The following is a 21,867-nucleotide window of genomic DNA, read 5'->3' as shown; positions in this document are numbered from 1 at the left end:
GGTTTCGACACGAGCAATCAATCAGTGACGTTAGTAACGCCCGGGAGGCGGGACACGAGTAGTAGTTACGCAACTTAGGCGTTGAGGCACTTGCCGACCCGGTGTTGACTGCCGGCGGAGAGGACAGAAGGCTAGAAGTCGACTATGCCCTGGTCGAGGAGCTCGGCCCGCAGCGCCGGGGCCACCTTCACCTGATATGCGGGCGTCATGTGGACAAGGTCGCGCTTCGTGGGCGTGGTGCCGACGAAGCTGGGGCACCAGTCCTCCGCGCAGAACCACAGTTCCGGATTGACGAAGGAAGCACCTACGGTGTCGGCGAGTTCCATCTCCGCCGTCGCAAAGGTGCGCCACTGGGGATCGATGGTGCCTGCGCAGTACGAGGGCTGGGCCATTTTCGAGTAGCAGTCCGTGATGTCCGTGTAGAGCGGCGGCGGGGCAAGGAAGACCACACGGTCCACGGAGCCGCCGAACCGCTGAAGCATGGTGTCCATGCTTCCCTGCCACTCCTGCGGGGTCATCGGCCGGTTCCAGAACGCGGGAAAACGCGGCTCGTAGGTGTTGGCAATGAAGACGACGTCCGGCTGCAGCTCCTTGATGGCAGCGATGGCCTGGGACTTCCGTCCTTCGCAGGCCTGCACTACTTCGGGTTCGGGGTTCTCGATCAGCAGATCGGTGAACGTGCAGCCGAACGTGCCCAGACTGGTCACGTCCCAATCGTTGTCAGATCCGAGCGCTTCCCGGAGTGGTGACACCCAGGTCATGGCGATCGAATCGCCGACGACGACGGCGTGGTGCCGGGCGTCCGGATCGCCCCAGGTACACCTCTCGACCACGAGACGCCCGGTGCCGCCGCAGGCCGTGATCTCCTTCGGCGCCTCGAGGCCCACCATGGCATCGTCCAGGGAGGGGCTCAGCTCCGGCCACTCGGTGCTGCCGAGGGCGGTGCGGATCTGCTCCTGCAGGTCCGCCGTCTCCTTCGACACCCCTGCCGGGAGAACGTTTGCCAGGCGGATTTCCTTCTCCTGCGCGGGAATGAAGGGAACCGCGGCAGCGGTGATCAGGGCGGTAACCGCGGCGGCGACGGCAGCCCGCCGGAACCCGGTGCCGCGTGTCACCTCCGTAACCGCCGGAGTGCGGCCGCCGGACAACCACGGAGATCTGCGGACCGGATCCTCGACAAGGTGGAACGAGAACACGGAGGCCAGGAGCATAGCGGTCACACAGCCGACGTAAAACAGCGGCGACCGCTCGACGAAGACCGCCCCGGCGAAGATGATCACCGGGAAGTGCCACAGGTACAGGGAATAGGAGATGTTCCCCAGGTACCCGCTCACGGGGTTGGTAAGGGGAAGGAGGAACCGATGTTCGCTGGTCCCGGTTCCGGCGAGGATCACGAGGACGGCGCCGGCTACGGGGAGAAGGGCCCAGGGTGCGGGAAACGCTGATGAGGAATCGATAAGGAAGAGACCTGCCGCCATCGTCGCGAGGCCGAGCCAGGCAATCACCGGCCGCAGCCGGGCCGGAAGACGGGCGCACAGCGGTGCAGTGAAGGCCAGCGCTGCTCCGGCACCCAGCTCCCAGATGCGGGAGAAGGTCGAAAAGTAGGCACGCGTGGGCAGCGACTGGGTCTCCCACACCGCCCAGGCGAGGGAGACGAGGGAGACCAGCCCGATGACCATGCCCGCACCGAGCCGCGCGTGGTGCCGGCCGCCGCCCCGCCTGACCACCAGGGTCAGGGCCAGCAGCATCACCGCCGGCCAGGCGAAATAGAACTGCTCCTCCACCGAGAGCGACCAGAAATGCTGGAGGGGGGAGACCGGGCCGTTGGCCCGGAAATAGTTGGTACCGGTGGCCGAGAACCGCCAATTCGCGCTGAAGAGCGCGGCGGCGGCGCCATCCTTGAGCGTCTCCATGAAGCGTCCCTGCCCGAAGATCAGGAAGGAGCACGCCAGCGTCACCGCGATCGCGAGTGTGGATGCCGGGAGGATCCGCTTGATGCGGCGACGGTAGAAGTTCGCAAAGGAGATGGAACCGGTCTTTTCGTATTCGCGCAGGAGGAGTCCCGTGATCAGGAATCCGGAAATCACGAAGAAAATGTCGACACCGATAAAACCGCCGCTCGGCCAGCCAACAAGGTGGTCGAGCACGACGACGGCCACCGCGACTGCCCTGAGGCCCTGGACGTCCGGCCGGAGGCGTGCGCCCGGAGCTGCGGGGCGGGCGGGCTCACGGCTCTTCAGGGAAGGGAAAGTGGATCGCATCAGCGCCCTCTGGGTTAGGAACGGCCTCCGGATCCTGCCGCATCGACGGTAATGCTAGCGCAACGGTCCGGAGGTCCAGTGAGGGTCCCGGTGGACAAGCCACCATATCCGCTCAGGCCAAGTAGTTTCATGCTCGATTCCGAGTAGTTTCCGCGCTCCGGCGGGGAAAACCGCTCGCCAAACGCGTATCCGCACACCTACTCGTGCCCATCGCTCGGGTATGGGGAAAAACGAAGCGGCACCCCTGAATCAGGGGTGCCGCTTCGAACGTGCAGGACCGGGCCTAGAGTCCGGATACCTGACGGTTTGCTTCGGTCTGGGCCGGGTTGAACTTCAACACATCGTCCAGGGCCAACGTGCCCGTGGGCTGGTCTTCCTCTTCCAGCAGATACAGGCGCTGGATGCCGATCACAATGGAGTCGGCCACCGTCTGGCGGAAGACCGGGTCGGCGAGGCGTTCGGCGTCGTGCCTATTGCTGAGGTAGCCCAGATCCAGCCCCACGGAGGGGACTCCCGGAACCTTCAGGGTGTCCCAGGTCCGGGCGTGCACCCCCAGGTTGTCCAGATCGGTGCGCGCGCCGAGTTCCTTCATCAGCAGGACAGCGGCGCGGTGGCCAATGGGGGAGCGTGCCTCGCCCGTGCCGGGCAGTCCCCAGTAGTAGGCCGCCATGCCGGAGGCCGCCTGCTGGTCGAGCCAGTCGCAGTGGATGTCCAGGTTCAGGCTGGGGCTGTTCCACCGCGATCCCGGGTCGCGGACCGAGCCGGCCTGCTGCGGGACCAACTGGGCTCCGAACTCCCGCAGGATGCGTTCAACCCGCTCCGCGATGTCCGTGGTGATCAGTACCTCGGTCAGGGGATTCCCGGTGAGGCGTTCGGCGGTATGCGGGGACTCCCGGGGGGAACGGCCGATGTTCACGGAAATGATGCGGCCGCGGAGCGCGGCGGTGGCGCGGTCCAGCCGCTCGTAGTCACGCAGGGCAAAGGCCTGGCTGGGCGAAATGGCCCGGTTGACCCGGGACATTGCCTGCATGGTGTCGCCGTCGCACACGCCGCTGCCCGGCAGCCCGAGGTTCTGCTGCAGTTCGGCCACGGCGTAGCGGGTGCGTACCCCGAAACTGCCGTCGATGTGGCCGTAGTAGAAGCCCAGGTGGGAGAGGTGGCGCTGCAGTTCGGCGACGTCGTCGCCGCGCAGCTGCGCACCCTCAACGTAGTCCAGGGTGCGGTCTCCGAACCGGAACTGTGCTTCCGAGAGAGCGCGCTGGGTGTCCGGACCGGCAACGCCGTCCACGATCAGACCGCGGCTCTGTTGGAACGCGCGGACCGCAGCGTCGACGTGGTCGTCGAAGACAGTCGGATCGGTTACGGCGTCCGGTGCCAGGTAGGACAAGGTGACGCCGGCACGCAGCAACGCTTCTCGAAGCGTCACTACGCGCCGGCTGCAATCCAGCCTCCGCAGGCTTTCACCATGCACAGTCATGAGTTATTACTTCAGGAAAGCCGCGAATTCCTGCTCAAGGACCTGCTTCGGCTTGGCGCCGATGGAGGTCGCCGCTACCTCGCCGCCCTTGAAGACGTACACGGCGGGAATGGAGGTGATGCCGTACTGGGCGGCGATGGCCGGGTTTTCGTCCACGTTCACCTTCACGACGTCCACCTTGTCGCTGTACTGGGCGGCGATGTCGTCAAGGATGGGGGACAGCATGCGGCAGGGGCCGCACCATTCAGCCCAGAAATCCACGATAACCGGCTTGTCCGCGGTGAGGACGTCGGTACCGAAAGAAGCGTCGGTTACTGCTTTTGCGTTGCTCATGATGTTGCTCTCCTAGCGGGGAATGGAATTAAAGGGCTGCGTGTTCGGAGACAGCCTCGGACGGCGGGGTGGGAACCTCCGCCGCGGTGGAGACGGATCCGCCCAGATCGGCAAGGTAGTGCTCGACGTCGACGGCTGCCACACAGCCGGAGCCGGAGGCCGTGATTGCCTGCCGGTAGGTCGGGTCAATGACATCGCCGGCGGCGAAAACGCCGGGCAGCGAGGTCTTGGAGGTCCGCCCGAGGACGGCGATGGTGCCTTCCTGCGTGAGTTCCAGCTGGCCGCGCACCAGATCCACGCGGGGATCGTTGCCGATGGCTACGAACACGCCGGTGACGTTCAGCTCGGACTCCGAGCCGTCCTTCGTGTTGCGCAGCACCAGGCCGGTGACCTTGTCCTCGCCGCGGATGGCAGCAACTTCCGAATCCCAGGCAAAGCGGATCTTCTCGTGGGAGAGGGCCCGCTCCTGCATGATCTTGGAGGCACGCAGGCTGTCCCGGCGGTGCACCACGGTCACGGAAGCGGCGAACTTGGTGAGGAAGAGTGCTTCCTCCAGTGCGGAGTCACCGCCGCCGACGACGGCGATGTCCTGGCCCTTGAAGAAGAAACCGTCGCAGGTGGCACACCAGCTGACGCCGCGCCCGGAGAGCCGCTTCTCATCCGGCAGGCCCAGTTCCCGGTAAGCGGAACCGGTCGAGATGATGATGGCGCGGGCACGGAAGGTTTCTCCGGTGCCGATGGTGACTGTCTTGATGTCGCCGGTGAGGTCAACCTCGGTCACGTCCTCGAAGAGGATTTCGGTGCCGAAGCGGGCAGCCTGCTTTTCGAAGTTGGCCATCAGGTCCGGACCCATGATGCCTTCGGGGAAGCCGGGGAAGTTCTCCACATCGGTGGTGTTCATCAGCTCGCCGCCGGCAGTGACGGAGCCGGCGATCAGGAGCGGCTTCAGGTTGGCACGGGCCGCGTAGACGGCAGCGGTGTATCCGGAGGGGCCGGAGCCGACGATGATGACCTCGCGGACGTCGCCGGCAGCAGCGGCGCCGTCGGTGGTGGCTACGGGGTTTACGGTGCTCACGGGGAGTGTTCCTCTTCCTTGTTGAACTACGGGATCCACACGGCACAACCATTACCGGTTCCAGCTTATTCCGGGGGGCCTGCTCGGGTCATGCTGATCGCGGCCTGGCGGCCGGTTTGAAGCGGAGGGGTCAGGACACGCCGATTTCGGCGATCCTCAGTCCCCAGGGATACGCGGCCTGGACGCCGTTGAGGCGCGGCAGCTGCGTGAAGTTGACGATGACGTAACGGGCAGTGGCTGGCTGTCCGTCCACCTTGGGCACCGGAATGCTCGTGGTGGGACCGGTAAAGCCGCTTTGGGCCACCGATGTCGCACCGTTCAGGTCGGGGGTGTCGTTGAGCATGATGGAGAAGCTGCCCCCCGAAGAACCGTTCATCTGGGTGATGTCGACCTCGTTGACCTCAGAGTCGGCACCAAGGTCCACCACCATCGCCAGGCTCGTGGCGAGCCCGCCGAAGGTATCGCTGGCGTAAACGTAGCTGGACCAGTACGAGGAAGGGTTGCCGTCGATCATCTGGGGCAGGGCGCCGTCATTGGCGGAGTCCAGCTGCGGATTACCCGGTACCAGCCGCGTGATGCCCGCTATCTCCGCTGCCGGTGCGGGGTCGGCCGCGCTGGCGCTCGGGGCCGGAGCAGCGTCCTGGGTCGGTTCAGTGGTAGCGCCGGCCTCGGGGTCGGCACCGAACAGCTCCCCCAACTTGCCCAGCTGTGAAACCGCGAGAACCACGGCAACAACGAGCACGAGGCTGAGGACGGCGCCGATGAGGATGCGCCCGGGTTTGCGGTTCGGCTTATCCCCGTCGTCATAGTCCTCATCGGGGTCCCCATATCCGCCGTCGTAGCGGTCGCCGTCGTCGTAGCTGCCGGCGGCAAGGGCGGACTTGGGGAAGGTCGACGCCGAACGGCCGTTGCGCTGCGGCACGGCGGCAGCCTGCGGTTCGTCATCTTCCCACTTGGTGACCTTGGCCGCCGGTGCGGTGGGGGCGGACTGCTTGGGCCGGACTGCGGGCGGTGCAGGAACAGTGGCACCGCCGGAGACTGCTTCGCCCCGGGCATCCGCGGCAGCGGCGCCGGCGACAGCGCCGGCTGCGGCACCCGTGCGGCCGAACTTCGGCAGCCGGGGCTTGTTGGCGCCGGAAAGCAGCGGCCGGCGGGGAGCGGGGTCCTCGTACTCGACGTAGCGGTCATCTTCGACGACTTCCGGTTCCCGGGAGCGCGCTACACCAAAGATTTCGGACCCCAGGGTGTCGGTGAAGAACGGCTCCACGTAGGGGCCATCCCGCTCGATAACCAGGTCCAGCAGATCTGCGGCGTTGGCATTGTTGGTGATCAGGTAGGTGCGGCCGTCGCTGACGCCCAAATCCAGCACCTGGACATTTCCGTGGCGTTCACCGGTGGCGATTTCACGCGCGCTTGCCGAGACCTGGCTGGCGTTCACGGGGGCGGCCAGGAGGATGCTCACGGAACGGTTCAGGACCTGGTCCACACCATCGAGCACCAGATCCTGCTCCGCCGAGGCAAGCACCAGCGCGGTCACCTTGTAACGGCCGCCCAGTACTGAACCGACGTCTACCGACTGTGGCACGTGTTCCTCCAATGAAAACGGCAATCAAAATGAAAACGGCAATCAACATGAACGGCGATGAACTGCGTCATGCTTAAACGTTCTGCTTGAATCTGGATGTTCGTTCACGGACACCGAACGCGGCCGATTGCCGCAGCCCTGAACTGCCTGCTTTGTTCCCATGCTACCTGTGACACCGGCCAATGCCGGAGTCGGCACTTTAGGCAGTCCGGCGGAGTTTGGCAAGGATCGGGCGGAGGAAAGCGTCCAGCTCGGAGACCCGCAACACCCGAAGCAACACGTAGTACACGCCGGCCATCAAGGCACCGCAGACCACCATCACCACGGTGGCGGAACCCAGGGACTGCCAGGCGAAGCCCTCCACTGTGTATCCGCCCATCAGCCAGAGCGCTGCCGCACCGGCAGCGGCCGCGCCGAGTGCGGCAGCCACGAGACGGATATGGACGTCCACGACGTGCCCGGCGCCGTAGTCGCCCAGGCTGCGCTTAAGGAAGATATGGCTGACCGTGACCGCGCCAATATTTCCAAGCGAGTAGGCGATGGCCAGTCCGAAGATGATCCTGTCCGGCGGCAGGGCCGCCGCGCACGCGGCCAGGGCCAGGCCGAACGCGGACAGGATGATCTGCATGATCAGCGGTGTCTTGGCGTCCTCGTCTGCGTAGAACGCGCGGTTCATGAGGAAGGAGGCACTGAGGAACGGTGCCGTCACGGCGAGCAGTACCAGCACCTGTGCCTGCAGGGTGGCCGAAATGTTGGACCCGCCGCTGAACCAGATACTGATGGGCCCGGCAAGCACAATCAGGACCGCGGAGCAGAACACTGTGGCCACTCCGATGGCCCGCAGCCCCTGCGACAGGGTGGCGCGGACCTCGTCGTAGTTCTTTTCCGTGTACGCGTGGGACATCTGGTTGAACAGCACGGTGGCCAGGGACAGCGTGATGATGGAATGCGGAATGATGTACAGCATCGACGCGGTTTCCAGGTTCAGCTGTCCGGCAATCTCGCGGCCCATAGCCAGGTATTCCGGCCGGGCGTCCGTGGCGATCGTGGCTACGCGGGTGTAGACGAGGTAGGCGCCGTTACCGATCAGCATGGTGAGGATGGTCCACTTGGCCACCCGGCCGGTCTGGCGCAGCCCCACGCCCCGCAGGCCGAAGGAGGGGCGCAGTCCCAGCCCCAGCCGGCGAAGCGGGAACAGCAGGACCGCAGCCTGCAGCACGATGCCGAGCGTGGTGGAGCCGGCCAGGATCAGTGTGGCCTGCGGGGTCCAGTTCTCCGGCGAGAACGACGACGTCTCCTCCCGGCCGATCATCGAGATGAAAACAAGCAGCCCGGCGATGGTCACGATGTTGTTCACCACCGGTGCCCACATATAGGCGCCGAAGCGTCCGTTGGCATTGAGCACCTGCCCAATGAGCGCGTAGGCACCGTAGAAGAAGATCTGCGGGAAGAGCCAGTAGGCGAAGCTGGTGGCCAGCGGCAGCTGGTCAGCTCCCAGGGACAGGACGATGCGCAGGATTACGGGTGCCGCGAGCGTGGCCACAAGGGCAAGGACCGCCAGCACCAGGAGACTGAGGGTCAGGATGCGGGAGACATACTCCGCTCCCCGGTCCGGCTGCCTGCTGGCCTTGATGATCTGCGGGACCAGGACGGCGTTGAAGACGCCGCCGGCCACCATGAGGTAAATGAAGTTCGGCAGCACATTCGCCGAGCTGAAGACATCACTGACCAGCCCGGTACTGCCGATGGCGACAGCCAGCAAAGCGGTGCGGACCAAGCCAAGGAGACGGGATACCAGGGTGCCAGCTGCCATCACGGCGCTGGAACGCGCGGTACTGGGGGCTATGTTCTTTTCGGCCATCGTGACCCTATGTTCTCACTTGCAGTCCGGATTGCTTGAACCGGGGACCGGGTCCGGGCGGCGCCGGAGGCAGCGGTCAGAGGTAGCGCGGAAGGATTTCGCGGGCCAGGTCGGCAATGCGCCGCTCATTGGGGAAGGAGAGCCGCCGGCCCAACTCCGCCAGGGGGACCCACGCGACATCCACGGCTTCGTGATCCGGATCATTCTCGATGGTCAGATGCCCGCCGCAGGCTTCCAGGAGGAAATGATGGACCGTCTTGTGCACCCGGTGCCCGCTGACCGTAAACCAGTAGTCGATGCTGCCCAGCGCCGTGAGGATGCGGCCGTCAATACCCGTTTCCTCAGCGATCTCGCGGACGGCGGCGGCCTGGTTGTCCTCGTCGTTCTCGGGATGGCCCTTCGGCAGGCACCACTCCAGCCGTCCGCCGCGGTTCAGGCGCGCGATGATGGCCACCTGCAGCTGCCCGGTTGAGGTATCCACCACAATCCCGCCGGCGGAAACCTCTTCCACGGTGGGGAGGGGGGAATGTACCGTATGCGCACCGGCGCCGCCCATTGACGCTGTCAACGGGGTCCGCTTAGGGGCGCTCGGTACGGGATGGGCCATACTCCCACTGTAACGATCTTTGTCCGGGGATGATGACTGTTGGGCGGGCCGCCGGAGAGGACGCGGGAACGCCCGGCGTGTCCGCGCCCTTGCCGGGACCGGTTGTCGGTCCGGCGCTGTTTTATCTGGCACGCTTAAAGGACTATGGTGCACCTTTTTGATAGTTCGGCCTTGAAGTCCCCGTTACCCGCCGTGATCCCGGAGCTGGGTGCGCGTTTCGAGGACGCCGGGTACGAGCTTTCCCTTGTTGGCGGTCCCGTCCGCGACCTGTTCCTGGGCCGGGTTTCCCCGGACCTGGATTTCACCACCAACGCGCGCCCGGACGACATCATCAAGGTCATCAAGGGCTGGGCCGACACCTACTGGGAGATCGGCCGGGAGTTCGGCACCATCGGCATGCGCAAGGACGGCTTCCAGGTGGAGGTCACCACGTACCGGGCCGACGCCTACGACCCCGACTCCCGCAAGCCCGCCGTCGCCTTTGGCGACAAGCTCGAAGACGATCTGTTCCGCCGCGACTTCACCATGAACGCGATGGCCCTCCGGCTGCCGTCCATGGAACTGGTGGACCCCTTCGGTGGAGCCCGCGACCTGCACGACGGCATGGTGCGCACCCCCGGTGCGCCATCGACGTCGTTCTCCGACGATCCGCTGCGCATGATGCGCGCCGCCCGCTTCGCCTCCCAGCTGGGTGTGGAAGTGGCCCCGGATGTTTTCGAAGCGATGCGGGAGATGGCCGGGCGGATCGGGATTATCTCCGCCGAACGGGTCCGGGACGAATTGACCAAACTGATCCGCGGCAAGGCCCCGTGGACAGGCGTGGACCTGCTGGTGGAAAGCGGATTGGCCGACCATGTCCTGCCCGAGGTGGCCGCCCTGCGGCTCGAAGTGGACGAGCACCACCGGCACAAGGACGTTTACCAGCATTCACTGACGGTCCTGCGCCAGGCCTGCGCACTGGAAACCGGTACCGACGGTCCCGTTCCGGGACCGGACTTCGTGCTGCGGTTCGCGGCCCTGATGCACGACGTCGGAAAGCCATCCACGCGCCGCTTCGAGCCGGGCGGCTCGGTGAGTTTCCTGCACCACGACGCGGTGGGGGCCAAGCTCACTGCCAAGCGGATGAAGAACCTGCGGTTCGACAACGACACCATCAAGGCGGTCGCCCGCCTGGTGGAACTGCATATGCGTTTCTACGGCTACGGTGACGCAGGCTGGACGGATTCGGCGGTGCGCCGCTACGTGAACGACGCCGGTCCGCTGCTGCAGCGGCTGCACCGCCTGACGCGGTCCGATGTCACCACACGCAACCGGCGCAAGGCCGAGCGCCTGGCTTTCGCCTATGACGACTTGGAACAGCGGATCGCCGCGCTCGCCGAGCAGGAGGAGCTGGCCTCGATCCGGCCGGACCTGGACGGCGAACAGATCATGGCCCTGCTGCAGATCCGGCCCGGCCCGGTGGTGGGCCGCGCGTACCGGTTCCTGCTGGAGGAACGGATGGAGAACGGTCCCCGCACCGAAGCCGAGGCAGCGGAACTGCTTCGCGGCTGGTGGGCTGAACAACCGGAAAACCAGGTTGCCGGCCCCGCAACACCTGATACAACGGAAAAGGAACCCCTCGGGGAACCGGGCGAACCACGGACGAACAAGGACGGCAAATGAGCAACGGGGAAAACTTCGGACCGGCAGTTCCGGACCTGACGCCGTCCGGAACCCGGCTGCCCCGGCTCTGGCTCCTGCGCCACGGTGAAACGGAATGGTCCCGCGAGGGCAACTACACCGGCCTGACCGACATACCCCTGACGGCCGAGGGTGAGGCACAGGCCGCGGCCGCGGGGGCGAAGATCGGACCGGTGACGTTTGACCGGGTCTTCACCTCCCCGCTGATCCGTGCCCGCCGCACCGCGGAACTGGTGGGCTACCCCGACGCCGAAGTGCTTCCGCATGCGCACGAGTGGGATTACGGGGATAACGAGGGCCGCAACAGCCGGCAGGTCCGGGAGGAGAATCCGGGCTACCTGATCTGGAAGGACGGCGTGCCCAACGGGGAGACCCTGGCGCAGGTGGCCGAGCGGGCGGACCGCATCATCTCAGCCGTCCAGGCCGGAAGCGGCACGGCCATGGACCGGAACCCGGAGGCAATGCCGGTGGAGAAGGTCCTCCTGGTGGCCCACGGACATTTCCTGCGCATCCTGGCCGCCCGCTGGCTGGGTCTGGCCCCCGAGATGGGCCGGCATTTCGCGCTGAGCACCGCTGCGGTCTGCACCCTCGGGTGGGACAAGCGCACCCCCGCCGTCGTCGGCTGGAACCTCTAATACGCAGAGGGCACGCGTGCCTAACGCACTGGCAATAAAAAATTCCGGTGAATTTACAAAAAGTGCTTGGCACGGACCTGGGTTTTGTTGTACCTTTCTTTTGCGGGCACTTCATGGCCCGCAAAAGACCGACCCGGACGTGCAGGCTTAGTTGAGCTTATTGGGCTCATTGGGCTTACCGAGCTGCAGCCTGCATCAGCGTCCAGTACCCCGCGTACCGCGAACAGGAGGTGGAGATTGATGAACACTAATGGAATTCACATCGTAGTGACCGGTGGCAAAACCGGCGGCAATCTCCGGCGATCCTTCCGGACCCCACGGGTGCCATCCTCGGTCCTCTCCGGCGGGCATATAGCCTCCACCGGGTTTACCGCGGCTGCTTCCTGGCCGGCCGCTTCAGCCTAAACGCCGCCGCCCCGGCAGGCCGTCTGCCGCCACCGGCGCGAGCACCACGCACCTTCATCCGGCACCACACTCCGTTCCGGCACCCCTGTTTCGAAGGGGGCTGGACGGCTGCATGTGGTTCAGGTTTGGTGCGGGTCAATCGCCGGCATTCCCTTTGAAAGATATCGCGGCGTCATGGTCGGGTATTTTCCCGCAAATCGCCTGAACGTCTCTTTGATGTCTTTTATTGGTTTCTAGCGTCATTTCGACGCATCTTTTATCTGTTTATTGTTTTGCGCCTTTGTGGTGCTTCCCTGTCGGAGATTCCCATGTCTGAATTCCCCCTGCCCAATACCGTCATGCCCAAAAGCAACCAATTCACCCCACGAGCAGCATTCGCCCCACGCACAGCGAAGGGGGTGTACCCAATGCTCAAGCGACTACGGAGCTCCTACCTCCGTTCCAGCGCCGTCCGTGATGCCCGGATGGACGCGGCCCTGTGTGGCCCCGAAGGCCATCTGCTCCTGCATTACTTCCATTCCGTCAAGTGATCTCAGTCTCAAACAGCTCGGAACCAGGCGGATCCAGCCGCACTGCCCGGCACCTCCAAGCGAGGTGCCGGGCAGTGCTGTGCCGGGCCTTCCGCGGCGGGGGCCGGACGTGTTCTGGGTGACAGGAAACAAAGCCCAGCCGCGTGACGTTATAAAGTCGATAGAGAAAATACCTGTAAGGAAGGGAGCGAAGTGCCCCAGGTCAACCGTGTGGCCATGCTCTCCCTCCATACCTCCCCCCTCGAGCAGCCTGGCTGCGGCGATGCCGGCGGCATGAATGTGTATGTCCGCTCCGTTGCCCTGGAACTGGCACGGGCCGGGACCGAGGTCGAGATCTTTACCCGCGCCACGGACCCCCTGCAGAGCGCCGACGTCGAGCTGGCTCCCGGGGTGAAGGTCCGCCACGTGACCGCCGGCCCTGTCTGCAAGGTTCCCAAGGAACGGCTGCCCTACCTGGACCTGGCGTACGCGGTGGCCGAAGCGCAGCCATTCCTGCTCGACGGCGGATTCGACGTTGTGCACTCCCACTACTGGGTATCCGGAACGGCGGGATTATCCGTTGCCCAGCAATGGGACCTGCCACTGGTGCACACCATGCACACCATGGCCCGCGTCAAGAACCTCCAGGCCCAGCCGGGGGAGGAACCCGAGCCGCAGATCCGCATTGACGGCGAGCAGCAGGTAGTCCACGGTGCCACCCGGCTGATCGCCAACACCAGCACCGAGGCAGCGGAACTCGAAGCACTCTACGGCGCCGATCCCGCAGCCGTCGACGTGGTGGCACCCGGCGTGGATCTGAACGTCTTTTCGCCACGGGGGAGGCCGGGGGTGCAGGCGGGCCGGGGGTTCCTCCCCGGAGTTTTCCATGTGGTCTTTGCCGGCCGGATCCAGCGGCTGAAGGGCCCCCAGATTCTGGTTGAGGCGGCCGCCGAGCTGCGGCGCCGCCGCCCGGACATTCCCCTCCGTGTGAGCATCCTGGGTGCCGGCAGCGGATCCTCCGTACTTGACCTGGCACCGATGATCCGCCGGCTGGGCCTGCAGGACACCGTGTCCCTGCGTCCGCCGGTCGAACCGCACCAGCTAGCCGACTGGTTCCGTGCCGCCGACGTCGTGGCCGTGCCTTCGTTCAGCGAATCGTTTGGACTGGTTGCCCTCGAGGCCCAGGCCTGCGGCACCCCCGTCCTTGCCGCCAACGTGGGCGGGCTTCCCAAAGCCGTGCGTAACGGCAGGAGCGGCATCCTCGTCGACGGCCACGCTCCCAGCCGGTGGGCCGCCGAACTGGAGGCCCTCTATGACGGCACCGAACGCCGTCGAACGCTCGGTGAAGGGGCAGCGGTCCACGCCCAGGCGTTTGGCTGGCGGCGGACGGCCATGCTGACGGCGGAAAGCTACCGGGAGGCGGCGGACCTGTTCGCGCGCCGTGCGGTCCGTAAATAACCGCAGGGCCTAAGTTGCCCCACGGCAGCGCCGGCGGGACCTCCAGGGGCCACCCGCACCCGACCTGCTGATAGTTTGGCTTCCATCCAAGCACCAATGGCCGTCGAGGCGACCCGTTGACGGCGCAGCGGAAGGAACAGACGATATGCCTACCAGCGCGGACGTGCCCTCAGACCTCGAGATTTCCCGTGCGGCCCGCCTGCTGCCCATTACCGAGATAGCCCGGCGGGTAGCCATTCCGGACGGTGCACTGGAACCGTACGGGCGCTACAAAGCCAAGGTTGATCCGGCGCTCCTGCCGGAGGGTACGGCCCGCGGCCGGGTGGTCCTCGTGACCGCCATGAGTCCGACCCCCGCGGGTGAAGGCAAATCCACCGTGACGGTTGGACTGGCCGACGCCCTGCAGCGGGCCGGGGAAACCGTGATGATAGCCCTGCGCGAACCATCCATGGGGCCGGTGCTGGGCATGAAGGGCGGCGCCACGGGGGGAGGCTATTCCCAAGTGGTGCCGATGGAAGACATCAACCTGCACTTCACCGGCGATTTCCACGCCATCACCGCGGCGAACAACGCGCTGGCCGCCCTGGTGGACAACCACATTTACCAGGGCAACCAGCTGGGACTGGATCCGCGGCGCGTCACCTTCAAGCGGGTCCTGGACATGAATGACCGGGCCCTGCGGGACATTGTGATCGGCCTCGGCGGCCCGGCGCAGGGCGTGCCGCGGCAGGACGGTTTCGATATCACCGTGGCCTCGGAAGTGATGGCCATCTTCTGCCTCGCCCGGGACCTTGCGGACCTCTCCGAACGCCTGTCCCGGATCACCGTGGGCTACACCTATGACCGCCGGCCCGTCACCGTCGCCGACCTTGGCGCCGAGGGCGCCATGACACTGCTGCTGCGCGACGCCCTCAAACCCAACCTGGTGCAGACCCTGGCCGGAACCCCGGCACTCGTCCACGGCGGCCCGTTCGCCAACATCGCACACGGCTGTAATTCAGTCATCGCCACCGCGACCGCCCGCCGGCTGGCCGGCATCGTTGTGACGGAAGCCGGGTTTGGTGCTGACCTCGGCGCGGAAAAGTACCTGGACATCAAGTCCCGGGTGGCGGATGTCGCCCCCGACGCCGTCGTGGTGGTCGCTACCGTCCGGGCCCTGAAAATGCACGGCGGCGTCCCCAGGGACGACCTCACCGCGGAGAATATTCCGGCACTGCGGGCCGGTGCCGCGAACCTGCAGCGGCACCTGGCAAACATCCGCCGGTTCGGGATCAACCCGGTGGTGGCGGTCAACCGCTTCAGGACAGACACCGACGCCGAACTGCGTTGGCTTCTGGACTGGTGCGCCGAACAGGGCGTCAGTGCCGCCCTTGCCGACGTGTGGGCGCAGGGCGGCGGCGGCCCGGGCGGCGACGACCTGGCGGCGGCGGTGCTCCGGGCCTTGGACCAGCCGGCCGACTTCCGGTTCCTGTATCCGGACGGAATGCCGGTGGAAGAGAAAATCCGTACCGTGGCCCGGGAAATCTACGGAGCCGCCGACGTCGAATTCGCGGCCCCGGCCAGGCGCCGGCTGCAGGAAATCCACGCGCGGAACCTGGAGCACCTGCCGGTCTGCATGGCGAAGACCCCGTACTCCTTCTCCGACGACCCCGCCGTTCTGGGCGCACCGTCCGGCTTCACGCTCCATGTCCGGGACCTGACCCTCAAGACCGGTGCCGGCTTCGTGGTCGCGCTGACCGGCGCGGTCATGACCATGCCGGGGCTGCCCCGGAATCCGGCGGCGCTGCGGATGGGTGTGTCTGCGGATGGAACACCCAGCGGGCTCATCTAAGGCCGGTGCCGGGTCCGGAAACAGCAATACCCCTGTTCCCGGAAGGGGGACAGGGGCATTGGCTCAGGGCTTTTAGCGCTCAACCTCGCCGCGGATGAACTGCTCCACCTTTTCCTTGGCGATGTCGTCGTTGTACTGCTCCGGCGGCGACTTCATGAAGTAGCTCGAGGCCGAAAGGATGGGTCCACCGACCCCGCGGTCAAGGGCGATCTTGGCGGCACGGACGGCATCGATGATGACGCCTGCGGAGTTGGGGGAGTCCCAGACCTCCAGTTTGTACTCCAGGGACACCGGAGCGTCGCCGAAGTTGCGTCCCTCGAGCCGGACGAACGCCCACTTGCGGTCATCGAGCCAGGCGACGTAGTCCGACGGGCCGATGTGTACGTCGTCGGCCTTAAGCGCGGCGGAGGTGTTGGAGGTGACGGCCTGCGTCTTGGAGATCTTCTTCGATTCCAGGCGCTCGCGCTCGAGCATGTTCTTGAAGTCCATGTTGCCGCCGACGTTCAGCTGGTACGTGCGGTCCAGGATGACCCCGCGGTCCTCGAACAGTTTGGCCATAACGCGGTGCGTGATGGTGGCGCCGATCTGGCTCTTGATGTCGTCGCCCACGATCGGCACGCCGGCCGCGGTGAACTTGTCCGCCCATTCCTTGGTGCCGGCAATGAAGACGGGCAGGGCATTGACGAAGGCCACGCCGGCATCAATGGCGCACTGGGCGTAGAACTTCGCGGCCTGCTCGGAGCCCACCGGCAGGTAGCAGACCATAACGTCCACTGCGTTGTCCCGCAGGGCGGCGACAATGTCCACCGGCGACGCGTCGGATTCCGTGATCGTTTCCCGGTAGTACTTACCGAGCCCGTCGAGGGTGTGGCCGCGCTGTACCGTGATGCCGGTCTGCGGCACGTCGGCAATCTTGATGGTGTTGTTTTCGCTTGCGCCAATCGCGTCAGCGAGGTCGAGTCCGACCTTCTTGCTGTCGACGTCGAAAGCGGCGACGAACTGCACGTCATTGACGTGGTAATCGCCAAACTTTACGTGCATCAGGCCAGGGACGGTTTCGTTGGGGTCGGCGCTTCGGTAGTACTGGACACCCTGTACCAGCGAAGCTGCACAGTTTCCAACACCGACAATTGCGACCCGAATGGGGTTCTCGGACACGGTTCTCCTTTGAAGAAAATGTTGAACGCTGCGCCCCCGGCGCAGACAACCTCCCCAGTCTACGTGCTTGGAGTCACATCTCCGGCGCTGTTATCACCTGCCGGTGTTTCCCGGGACCAGGTCCGGTGCATCCGTCCGGCGCCGCAGGGGCCCGCAGCGCACAGGGCCCTGGTGGATACTGAACCTATGCAGCCCAACCCCAGGCGCGGTCCACAGCGGATTGTGGTGCCGTCCCGCAACGATCCGTTCCTCCGCAGGTTCACCGAAGGCATCGGCGGGCCGCTGGGCATCCACACCGCGCCGGGGATAGTCACGCCGGGATTCTTCACCGTGGAGCGGGTGCTGATCCTGCTCACGACCGCCGCTGCCCTGCTGGGGGTGCTGGTGAAGACGCCGTGCCGTGCCGGCGGGTGGAGCACACCGGACCATTTTTATGCCGCCTGTTATTCGGATTGGCCGGAGCTCTTCCGCACCCGGGGGCTGGGGGAGGGGATCTTCCCGTTCCTGACCGAGGGTGCCCTTTTCGAGTATCCGGTCCTGCTGGGGCTGCTGGCCGGAGCCACCGCCCTGGTGGTGCCCGGCACCGGTGCCACTGATGCCCGGGCGCTCAGCTACTTTGACATCAACGCGGTCCTGGCTGCGGCGGCGTGGATTGCCACGGTCATCGCCACCATGCGCCTGGCCGGCCGCCGGCCCTGGGACGCGGCCATGGTGGCGGTGGCTCCGGCGGCCATCCTGTCGATGTTAATCAACTGGGACATTTTTGCCGTGATGCTGGCCACGGCCGGCATGCTGGCTTTTGCCCGGAACCGTCCGGTGGCCGCAGGGGTGTTGATCGGTCTGGGGACCGCATTGAAGCTCTATCCCGTGCTGATTCTGGGCGCAGTGCTGGTGCTTGCACTGCGGACGCTGCGGCTGCGCCCGGCGGTGCTGGCCTTCGCGGCTGCGGCCGGCACCTGGCTGTTGGTGAACCTGCCGTTCCTGCTCCGGGACTACGAATCCTGGCGCTTCTTCCTGACCTTCACCGGGGACCGTCCGGCCGGATACTCCTCCATCTGGTTCGCGTGGAACCTGACCGTGGAAAGGGCCGGTGGAACCGGCGTCGGCGCGGAGTTCATCAACGTTGCGGCGTACCTGCTTTTCGCGCTTGCATGCGCAGGAATCGCCGTGCTGGCACTGCGGTCCGGGCGCCGGCCGCGCCTGGCGCAGCTGGCCTTCCTGATCGTGGCGGCATTCATCCTGACCAACAAGGTCTATTCCCCGCAGTTTGTCCTGTGGCTGATTCCCCTGGTTGCCCTTGCCCGGCCGCGGTGGCTCGATTTCCTCATCTGGCAGTTCTTCGAGGTGATGCACTGGTGGGCCGTCTGGATGTACCTGGCGAAAGAGACTTCGGGCGGTGCAGCGGAGCACAACCTCGATTCGCCCTACTACGTGCTGGCCATCCTGGGCCACGTTCTGGCCACCATGTGGCTGATGTACCGGGTGGTCGCCGACGTCCTCGAACCCGACGGCGATCCGGTGCGCCGCGGCGGCGTAGATGATCCCCAGGGCGGCCCGTTTAACGGTGCGCCCGACCGCTGGCTCCTGCGGCGGGGAGGGCCGGTTCGGGTACCCTTGGAAACGCATGCGGCCCCGGCGAAAGAAGCACAGTGACCCCCGTTCCATACCGTTCCGAGCAGCTCAGCCACGAGGAGTTCGAGGCGCTTGCCGCCGCGCACCCCGATGTGGTGATTCCGCTGGAACAGACCCCCTATTGGGCGGATTTTGAGCGGAAACTCGGCCGCAGCCCCTACGGCATCTGGGCCTATTACGACGGCGGCACCCTGGTGGCCACGGCGAGCTACCTCCGGTCCGAACGCCGGCTCCGTCCGTCCCTCGTCGTCGTCAACGGCCCGACCTGGTTCACCACCCGCACGCACAACGCCGAAGCCCGGCTGGTCTCCACCGTGCAGGAACAGTTCCGGGCCGATCCCGCGGTGGACCCGCTCTACATCCGCATGCAGATCGAGCATCCCCAGCCACCCGTCACCGGCCCGCTGGAACACGGCTGGTACGAACGTGAAATCGTGGTGGACCTGACCCCGGACACCGATGAAATCTTTGCCTCCTTCCGCTCCAACGCCCGGAACCTGATCCGCAAGGCGGAGAAGCTCGGCGTCAAGGTCAGCACCATTGAGCGGGACCGCTGGGCGGAAGTGTTCCGTACGGAGCTGTTCCCGATCATGCAGGAAACCGCGTCCCGCGACGGCTTCTCGAGCTTCGAGTCCACCTTCTACGAAACACTGCTCACCGAACTCGGCGACCACCTGCGCCTCATGGTGGCCTACATGGACGGGCAGGCCGTGTCCTGGCTGATCACCACCGAGTACCGGGGCTACTCGGTCTATTACTTCGCGGCCAGTTCGCACAGTGCCCGTAAGACCAACGCGCCCTACCTGCTGCTGTGGGAGGCCTTCAAGGTCCTCAAGGAAGCCGGCAACACCGCCTGCGGCCTCACGGGCATTGTCAGCGACAACTACCCCAGCCTGATCAACGTCACCACGTTCAAGCGGAACTTCTCCAAGACCGTGGTCACCATTCCCACCACCTACGACATCCCTCTGCATCCGCTGCGGTACGCACTGGTGGCCAACGCCCTGAAAATGCGCCGTGAGGCGCCCGGGAAGCTGCGCGGCCTCCCGGCCTCCGCCAAGGGACTTGCAGGCCGCATCGCCGGCCGGAAGGGGAACAAGGCAGACTCGTGAGCGATGTCAGTGTGGTCGGGGCCGGGCCCAACGGACTTGCAGCGGCGGTCGTTATGGCCCGTGCCGGCCTCACGGTCCGGGTGTTCGAAACCGAATCCACGGTGGGCGGCGGCAGCCGCACCAAGGAACTGATGGAACCCGGCCACCTGCACGACATCTGCTCGGCCGTGCATCCCATGGCCCTGGCCTCCCCGTTCTTCCGCAGCTTCGGCCTGGACCGGCGGATCGGCCTTGCGGTGCCGGAGATTTCCTATGCATCGCCGCTCGACGGCGGACGTGCGGCACTGGCGTATCGGGACCTGGACCGGACCGTGGACGGGCTGGGACGCGACGGTGCCGCCTACCGGCGCCTGATGGAACCGCTGGTGAAGCGCAGCGAGGCCGTCACTGAACTGCTGATGGGCTCCCTGCTGAGCATTCCCCGGGATCCGGTTGCGCTGGCGAGCTTCGGCCTGGCTGCCCTGGACCAGGGCACGCCCCTGTGGAACCGGCGTTTCGTGGAGGACGCCGCCCCGGCCCTGCTCTCCGGCGTCGCGGCGCACCCCGTCGGCAGAATGCCGTCGCTGCCCTCCGCGGGCGGCGGGCTGATGCTGGGAACCCTGGCCCACTCCGTGGGCTGGCCCATCCCGGTAGGCGGCTCGCAGGCCATCGCCGAGGCGCTGGCCGATGACCTGCGGGAGCACGGCGGTGAGATCTCCACCGGGCACCGGATCACGTCCCTGGACGAGGTGGCGGACTCCCGGGCCGTGATCCTGGATGTGTCCCCGTCGGTACTGCTGGAACTGGGCGGGGACCGGCTTCCGCCGCGTTATGCCAAGGCCCTGCAGCGGTTCCGCTACGGGAACGCTGCGTGCAAGGTGGACTTCATCCTCTCCGGTCCGGTGCCCTGGACCAACCCGGAGATGGCGCGCACGGGAACCGCCCACCTGGGCGGCACCCGGGCCGAACTGGCTGCGGCCGAGGACGACGTCGCCTCCGGCCGGCACCCTCGCCGCCCGTACGTGCTGTTGTCCCAACCCAGCGCCTTCGATGCCAGCCGTGCCCCCGCCGGCCGCCACGTCCTCTGGTCCTACTGCCATGTACCCGCCGGTTCCACGGTGGACATGACCGAAGCGGTGACCGCCCAGATTGAGCGGTTCGCCCCCGGTTTCCGTGATGTCATTGTCGATTCGCGGGTGACGACGGCGGCTGATCTGGCGCAGTACAACGCCAACTACGTTGGCGGGGACTTCGGCGGCGGGGCAGTGACGCTGGCCCAGATGCTCATCCGTCCGGTCCTGTCTCCAAAACCGTGGCGGACGACCGTGCCCGGGGTCTACCTCAGTTCCGCGTCCACCCCGCCGGGACCGGGGGTCCACGGCATGGGCGGACTGCATGCGGCAAAGCTGGCACTCAAGGACGTGTTCGGACTGCCGGTGCCCGACCTCGCACCCGAACCGGGCTAGGCCCAGTCCCGCGGGTGCAGCGGGAACAATCCCGGGACGGACCCCTGAACAACAGAGAGCCGGGCCTTGCGCGTGGTGGCCGGTCATGGGGAACTGGTAACAGGAGGTTCCCATGACCGAGCATTTGAACAACCACCACCGGGACACGCTGGACAAGATCCTGCGTCATCCTTCCAGCAGCAACATCGAATGGAAGGACGTCCTGTCACTGCTGGAAGCAGTGGCCGACACTACCCGGGAGCACAACGGCAAGTACGAGGTCACCCTGGCCGGGCAGACGGATGTCCTTACGGTGCCGAAAGGCAAGGACATCGACGAGCAGACCGTGGTGGACCTGCGGAAAATGCTTCGCCGTGCCGGCTACGAGCCGGATAAAAAGTAGTCCTACTCGACGGTCAGCTCGCCCATCCGGGACCATTCTTCGCCGTCAATGACGGTGTTGATGATCTTCGGGGTTTCCACCAGCGCCGGAACCATGTCCTTCATGGCCTGCTGGAAGTGGCCGCTCTGGACATGCGCGGCGGCGGCGTCGTCCTTGAACGCCTCCACGAGGACAAACTCGTTCGGGTTTTCCAGGCTGCGGGACCAGTCGAACCAGAGGTTGCCGGGCTCGGCGCGGGTGGCGGCGGTGAAGCCGGCGGTCAGTTCCGGCCAGCGCTCGGTCCACTCGGGCTTGACGAGGAACTTGACGGTAATGAAGATCATTTGGTCCTGCTTTCTTGAGATTTTCCTTGAAATTCCAGGGCTTTTCATCGTATGCCCGGCCGGCGGCTTCCGGCCAACGGGGAGCCAGCCGCGGGGAA

Annotated in this window: 18 protein-coding genes; 9 read left to right on the top strand and 9 right to left on the bottom strand. The window is 65.8% G+C overall.

The window, feature by feature from the left end; translation table 11 throughout:
• Positions 1-131: 131 nt before the first annotated feature.
• From QNO10_RS14470 to QNO10_RS14440, 7 genes are all read right to left on the bottom strand, one after another.
• The gene (locus QNO10_RS14470; protein WP_229945906.1) at positions 132-2,261 is read right to left on the bottom strand and encodes an acyltransferase family protein; all 2,130 of its coding nucleotides are present in this window, start codon (positions 2,259-2,261) and stop codon (positions 132-134) included.
• Positions 2,262-2,544: 283 nt separating this feature from the next.
• A complete protein-coding gene (locus QNO10_RS14465) occupies positions 2,545-3,738 on the bottom strand; it encodes a peptidoglycan-binding protein (RefSeq protein ID WP_229945909.1) in 1,194 nt (397 codons plus the stop codon).
• A gap of 6 nt (positions 3,739-3,744) precedes the next feature.
• Positions 3,745-4,071 (bottom strand): thioredoxin, encoded by a 327-nt coding sequence (trxA, locus tag QNO10_RS14460; protein ID WP_229945911.1) that lies wholly within the window; start codon positions 4,069-4,071, stop codon positions 3,745-3,747.
• Between the two features lie 28 nt (positions 4,072-4,099).
• Positions 4,100-5,146, bottom strand: coding sequence for a thioredoxin-disulfide reductase (gene trxB / locus QNO10_RS14455; RefSeq protein WP_229945913.1), 1,047 nt, complete (start codon positions 5,144-5,146; stop codon positions 4,100-4,102).
• Between the two features lie 130 nt (positions 5,147-5,276).
• Positions 5,277-6,731 carry a discoidin domain-containing protein gene (locus QNO10_RS14450; protein ID WP_229945915.1) on the bottom strand — a complete coding sequence of 485 codons (1,455 nt, stop codon included), beginning with the start codon at positions 6,729-6,731 and terminating at the stop codon, positions 5,277-5,279.
• Positions 6,732-6,930: 199 nt separating this feature from the next.
• Complete coding sequence (murJ, locus tag QNO10_RS14445) at positions 6,931-8,592, bottom strand: murein biosynthesis integral membrane protein MurJ (RefSeq protein WP_229945918.1); 1,662 nt, start codon at positions 8,590-8,592, stop codon at positions 6,931-6,933.
• 76 nt (positions 8,593-8,668) lie between these two features.
• Complete coding sequence (locus QNO10_RS14440; protein ID WP_229945920.1) at positions 8,669-9,199, bottom strand: NUDIX hydrolase; 531 nt, start codon at positions 9,197-9,199, stop codon at positions 8,669-8,671.
• Between the two features lie 144 nt (positions 9,200-9,343).
• On the opposite strand from QNO10_RS14440, the gene QNO10_RS14435 reads away from it, so the two are divergent.
• The 5 genes from QNO10_RS14435 (at position 9,344) to QNO10_RS14415 (ending at position 15,717) form a co-directional block, all read left to right on the top strand.
• A complete protein-coding gene (locus QNO10_RS14435; RefSeq protein ID WP_229945923.1) occupies positions 9,344-10,861 on the top strand; it encodes a CCA tRNA nucleotidyltransferase in 1,518 nt (505 codons plus the stop codon).
• On the top strand, positions 10,858-11,514 hold the full coding sequence (locus QNO10_RS14430) for a histidine phosphatase family protein (protein ID WP_229945925.1): 657 nt from the start codon (positions 10,858-10,860) through the stop codon (positions 11,512-11,514). The genes QNO10_RS14435 and QNO10_RS14430 overlap by 4 nt, the downstream gene beginning before the upstream one ends.
• A gap of 812 nt (positions 11,515-12,326) precedes the next feature.
• Positions 12,327-12,449, top strand: a complete 123-nt coding sequence (locus tag QNO10_RS14425) for a hypothetical protein (protein ID WP_269437777.1) — start codon at positions 12,327-12,329, stop codon at positions 12,447-12,449.
• A gap of 192 nt (positions 12,450-12,641) precedes the next feature.
• A complete protein-coding gene (mshA, locus tag QNO10_RS14420) occupies positions 12,642-13,886 on the top strand; it encodes a D-inositol-3-phosphate glycosyltransferase (RefSeq protein WP_229945927.1) in 1,245 nt (414 codons plus the stop codon).
• A gap of 145 nt (positions 13,887-14,031) precedes the next feature.
• A complete protein-coding gene (locus QNO10_RS14415) occupies positions 14,032-15,717 on the top strand; it encodes a formate--tetrahydrofolate ligase (RefSeq protein WP_229945928.1) in 1,686 nt (561 codons plus the stop codon).
• A gap of 72 nt (positions 15,718-15,789) precedes the next feature.
• On the opposite strand, the gene QNO10_RS14410 is transcribed toward QNO10_RS14415, so the two are convergent.
• On the bottom strand, positions 15,790-16,875 hold the full coding sequence (locus tag QNO10_RS14410) for an inositol-3-phosphate synthase (RefSeq protein ID WP_229945930.1): 1,086 nt from the start codon (positions 16,873-16,875) through the stop codon (positions 15,790-15,792).
• Positions 16,876-17,061: 186 nt separating this feature from the next.
• On the opposite strand from QNO10_RS14410, the gene QNO10_RS14405 reads away from it, so the two are divergent.
• The 4 genes from QNO10_RS14405 (at position 17,062) to QNO10_RS14390 (ending at position 21,446) form a co-directional block, all read left to right on the top strand.
• Positions 17,062-18,528 (top strand): glycosyltransferase family 87 protein, encoded by a 1,467-nt coding sequence (locus QNO10_RS14405; RefSeq protein ID WP_229945932.1) that lies wholly within the window; start codon positions 17,062-17,064, stop codon positions 18,526-18,528.
• Entirely contained in the window at positions 18,525-19,619 is a 1,095-nt protein-coding gene (locus QNO10_RS14400; RefSeq protein WP_229945934.1) for a lipid II:glycine glycyltransferase FemX, read from the top strand. Before QNO10_RS14405 ends, QNO10_RS14400 begins: the two co-directional genes overlap by 4 nt.
• Positions 19,616-21,064: a phytoene desaturase family protein gene (locus QNO10_RS14395; RefSeq protein ID WP_229945936.1), complete on the top strand. Its 1,449-nt coding sequence runs from the start codon at positions 19,616-19,618 to the stop codon at positions 21,062-21,064. The genes QNO10_RS14400 and QNO10_RS14395 overlap by 4 nt, the downstream gene beginning before the upstream one ends.
• Before the next feature lie 112 nt (positions 21,065-21,176).
• On the top strand, positions 21,177-21,446 hold the full coding sequence (locus QNO10_RS14390; RefSeq protein ID WP_229945938.1) for a hypothetical protein: 270 nt from the start codon (positions 21,177-21,179) through the stop codon (positions 21,444-21,446).
• Between the two features lie 2 nt (positions 21,447-21,448).
• On the opposite strand, the gene QNO10_RS14385 is transcribed toward QNO10_RS14390, so the two are convergent.
• The gene (locus QNO10_RS14385; RefSeq protein ID WP_229945940.1) at positions 21,449-21,769 is read right to left on the bottom strand and encodes a putative quinol monooxygenase; all 321 of its coding nucleotides are present in this window, start codon (positions 21,767-21,769) and stop codon (positions 21,449-21,451) included.
• Between the last annotated feature and the right edge of the window lie 98 nt (positions 21,770-21,867).

The sequence above is a fragment of the Arthrobacter sp. zg-Y919 genome (genome assembly GCF_030142045.1).
In the GTDB taxonomy this organism is placed as follows: domain Bacteria; phylum Actinomycetota; class Actinomycetes; order Actinomycetales; family Micrococcaceae; genus Arthrobacter_B.
Note: the sequence above shows the minus strand (reverse complement) of the source record. Positions and strands in the feature narration are given on the sequence as shown.

Bases quoted from the DNA above. Each gene is read 5' to 3' on its own strand.
- QNO10_RS14390 (WP_229945938.1), top strand. From the start codon at position 21,177: ATGACCGAGCATTTGAACAACCACCACCGGGACACGCTGGACAAGATC.
- QNO10_RS14385 (WP_229945940.1), bottom strand. From the start codon at position 21,769: ATGATCTTCATTACCGTCAAGTTCCTCGTCAAGCCCGAGTGGACCGAG.
- QNO10_RS14470 (WP_229945906.1), bottom strand. From the start codon at position 2,261: ATGCGATCCACTTTCCCTTCCCTGAAGAGCCGTGAGCCCGCCCGCCCC.
- QNO10_RS14425 (WP_269437777.1), top strand. From the start codon at position 12,327: ATGCTCAAGCGACTACGGAGCTCCTACCTCCGTTCCAGCGCCGTCCGT.
- QNO10_RS14465 (WP_229945909.1), bottom strand. From the start codon at position 3,738: ATGACTGTGCATGGTGAAAGCCTGCGGAGGCTGGATTGCAGCCGGCGC.
- QNO10_RS14415 (WP_229945928.1), top strand. From the start codon at position 14,032: ATGCCTACCAGCGCGGACGTGCCCTCAGACCTCGAGATTTCCCGTGCG.
- trxA (WP_229945911.1), bottom strand. From the start codon at position 4,071: ATGAGCAACGCAAAAGCAGTAACCGACGCTTCTTTCGGTACCGACGTC.
- murJ (WP_229945918.1), bottom strand. From the start codon at position 8,592: ATGGCCGAAAAGAACATAGCCCCCAGTACCGCGCGTTCCAGCGCCGTG.
- QNO10_RS14405 (WP_229945932.1), top strand. From the start codon at position 17,062: ATGCAGCCCAACCCCAGGCGCGGTCCACAGCGGATTGTGGTGCCGTCC.
- QNO10_RS14435 (WP_229945923.1), top strand. From the start codon at position 9,344: ATGGTGCACCTTTTTGATAGTTCGGCCTTGAAGTCCCCGTTACCCGCC.
- QNO10_RS14440 (WP_229945920.1), bottom strand. From the start codon at position 9,199: ATGGCCCATCCCGTACCGAGCGCCCCTAAGCGGACCCCGTTGACAGCG.
- QNO10_RS14430 (WP_229945925.1), top strand. From the start codon at position 10,858: ATGAGCAACGGGGAAAACTTCGGACCGGCAGTTCCGGACCTGACGCCG.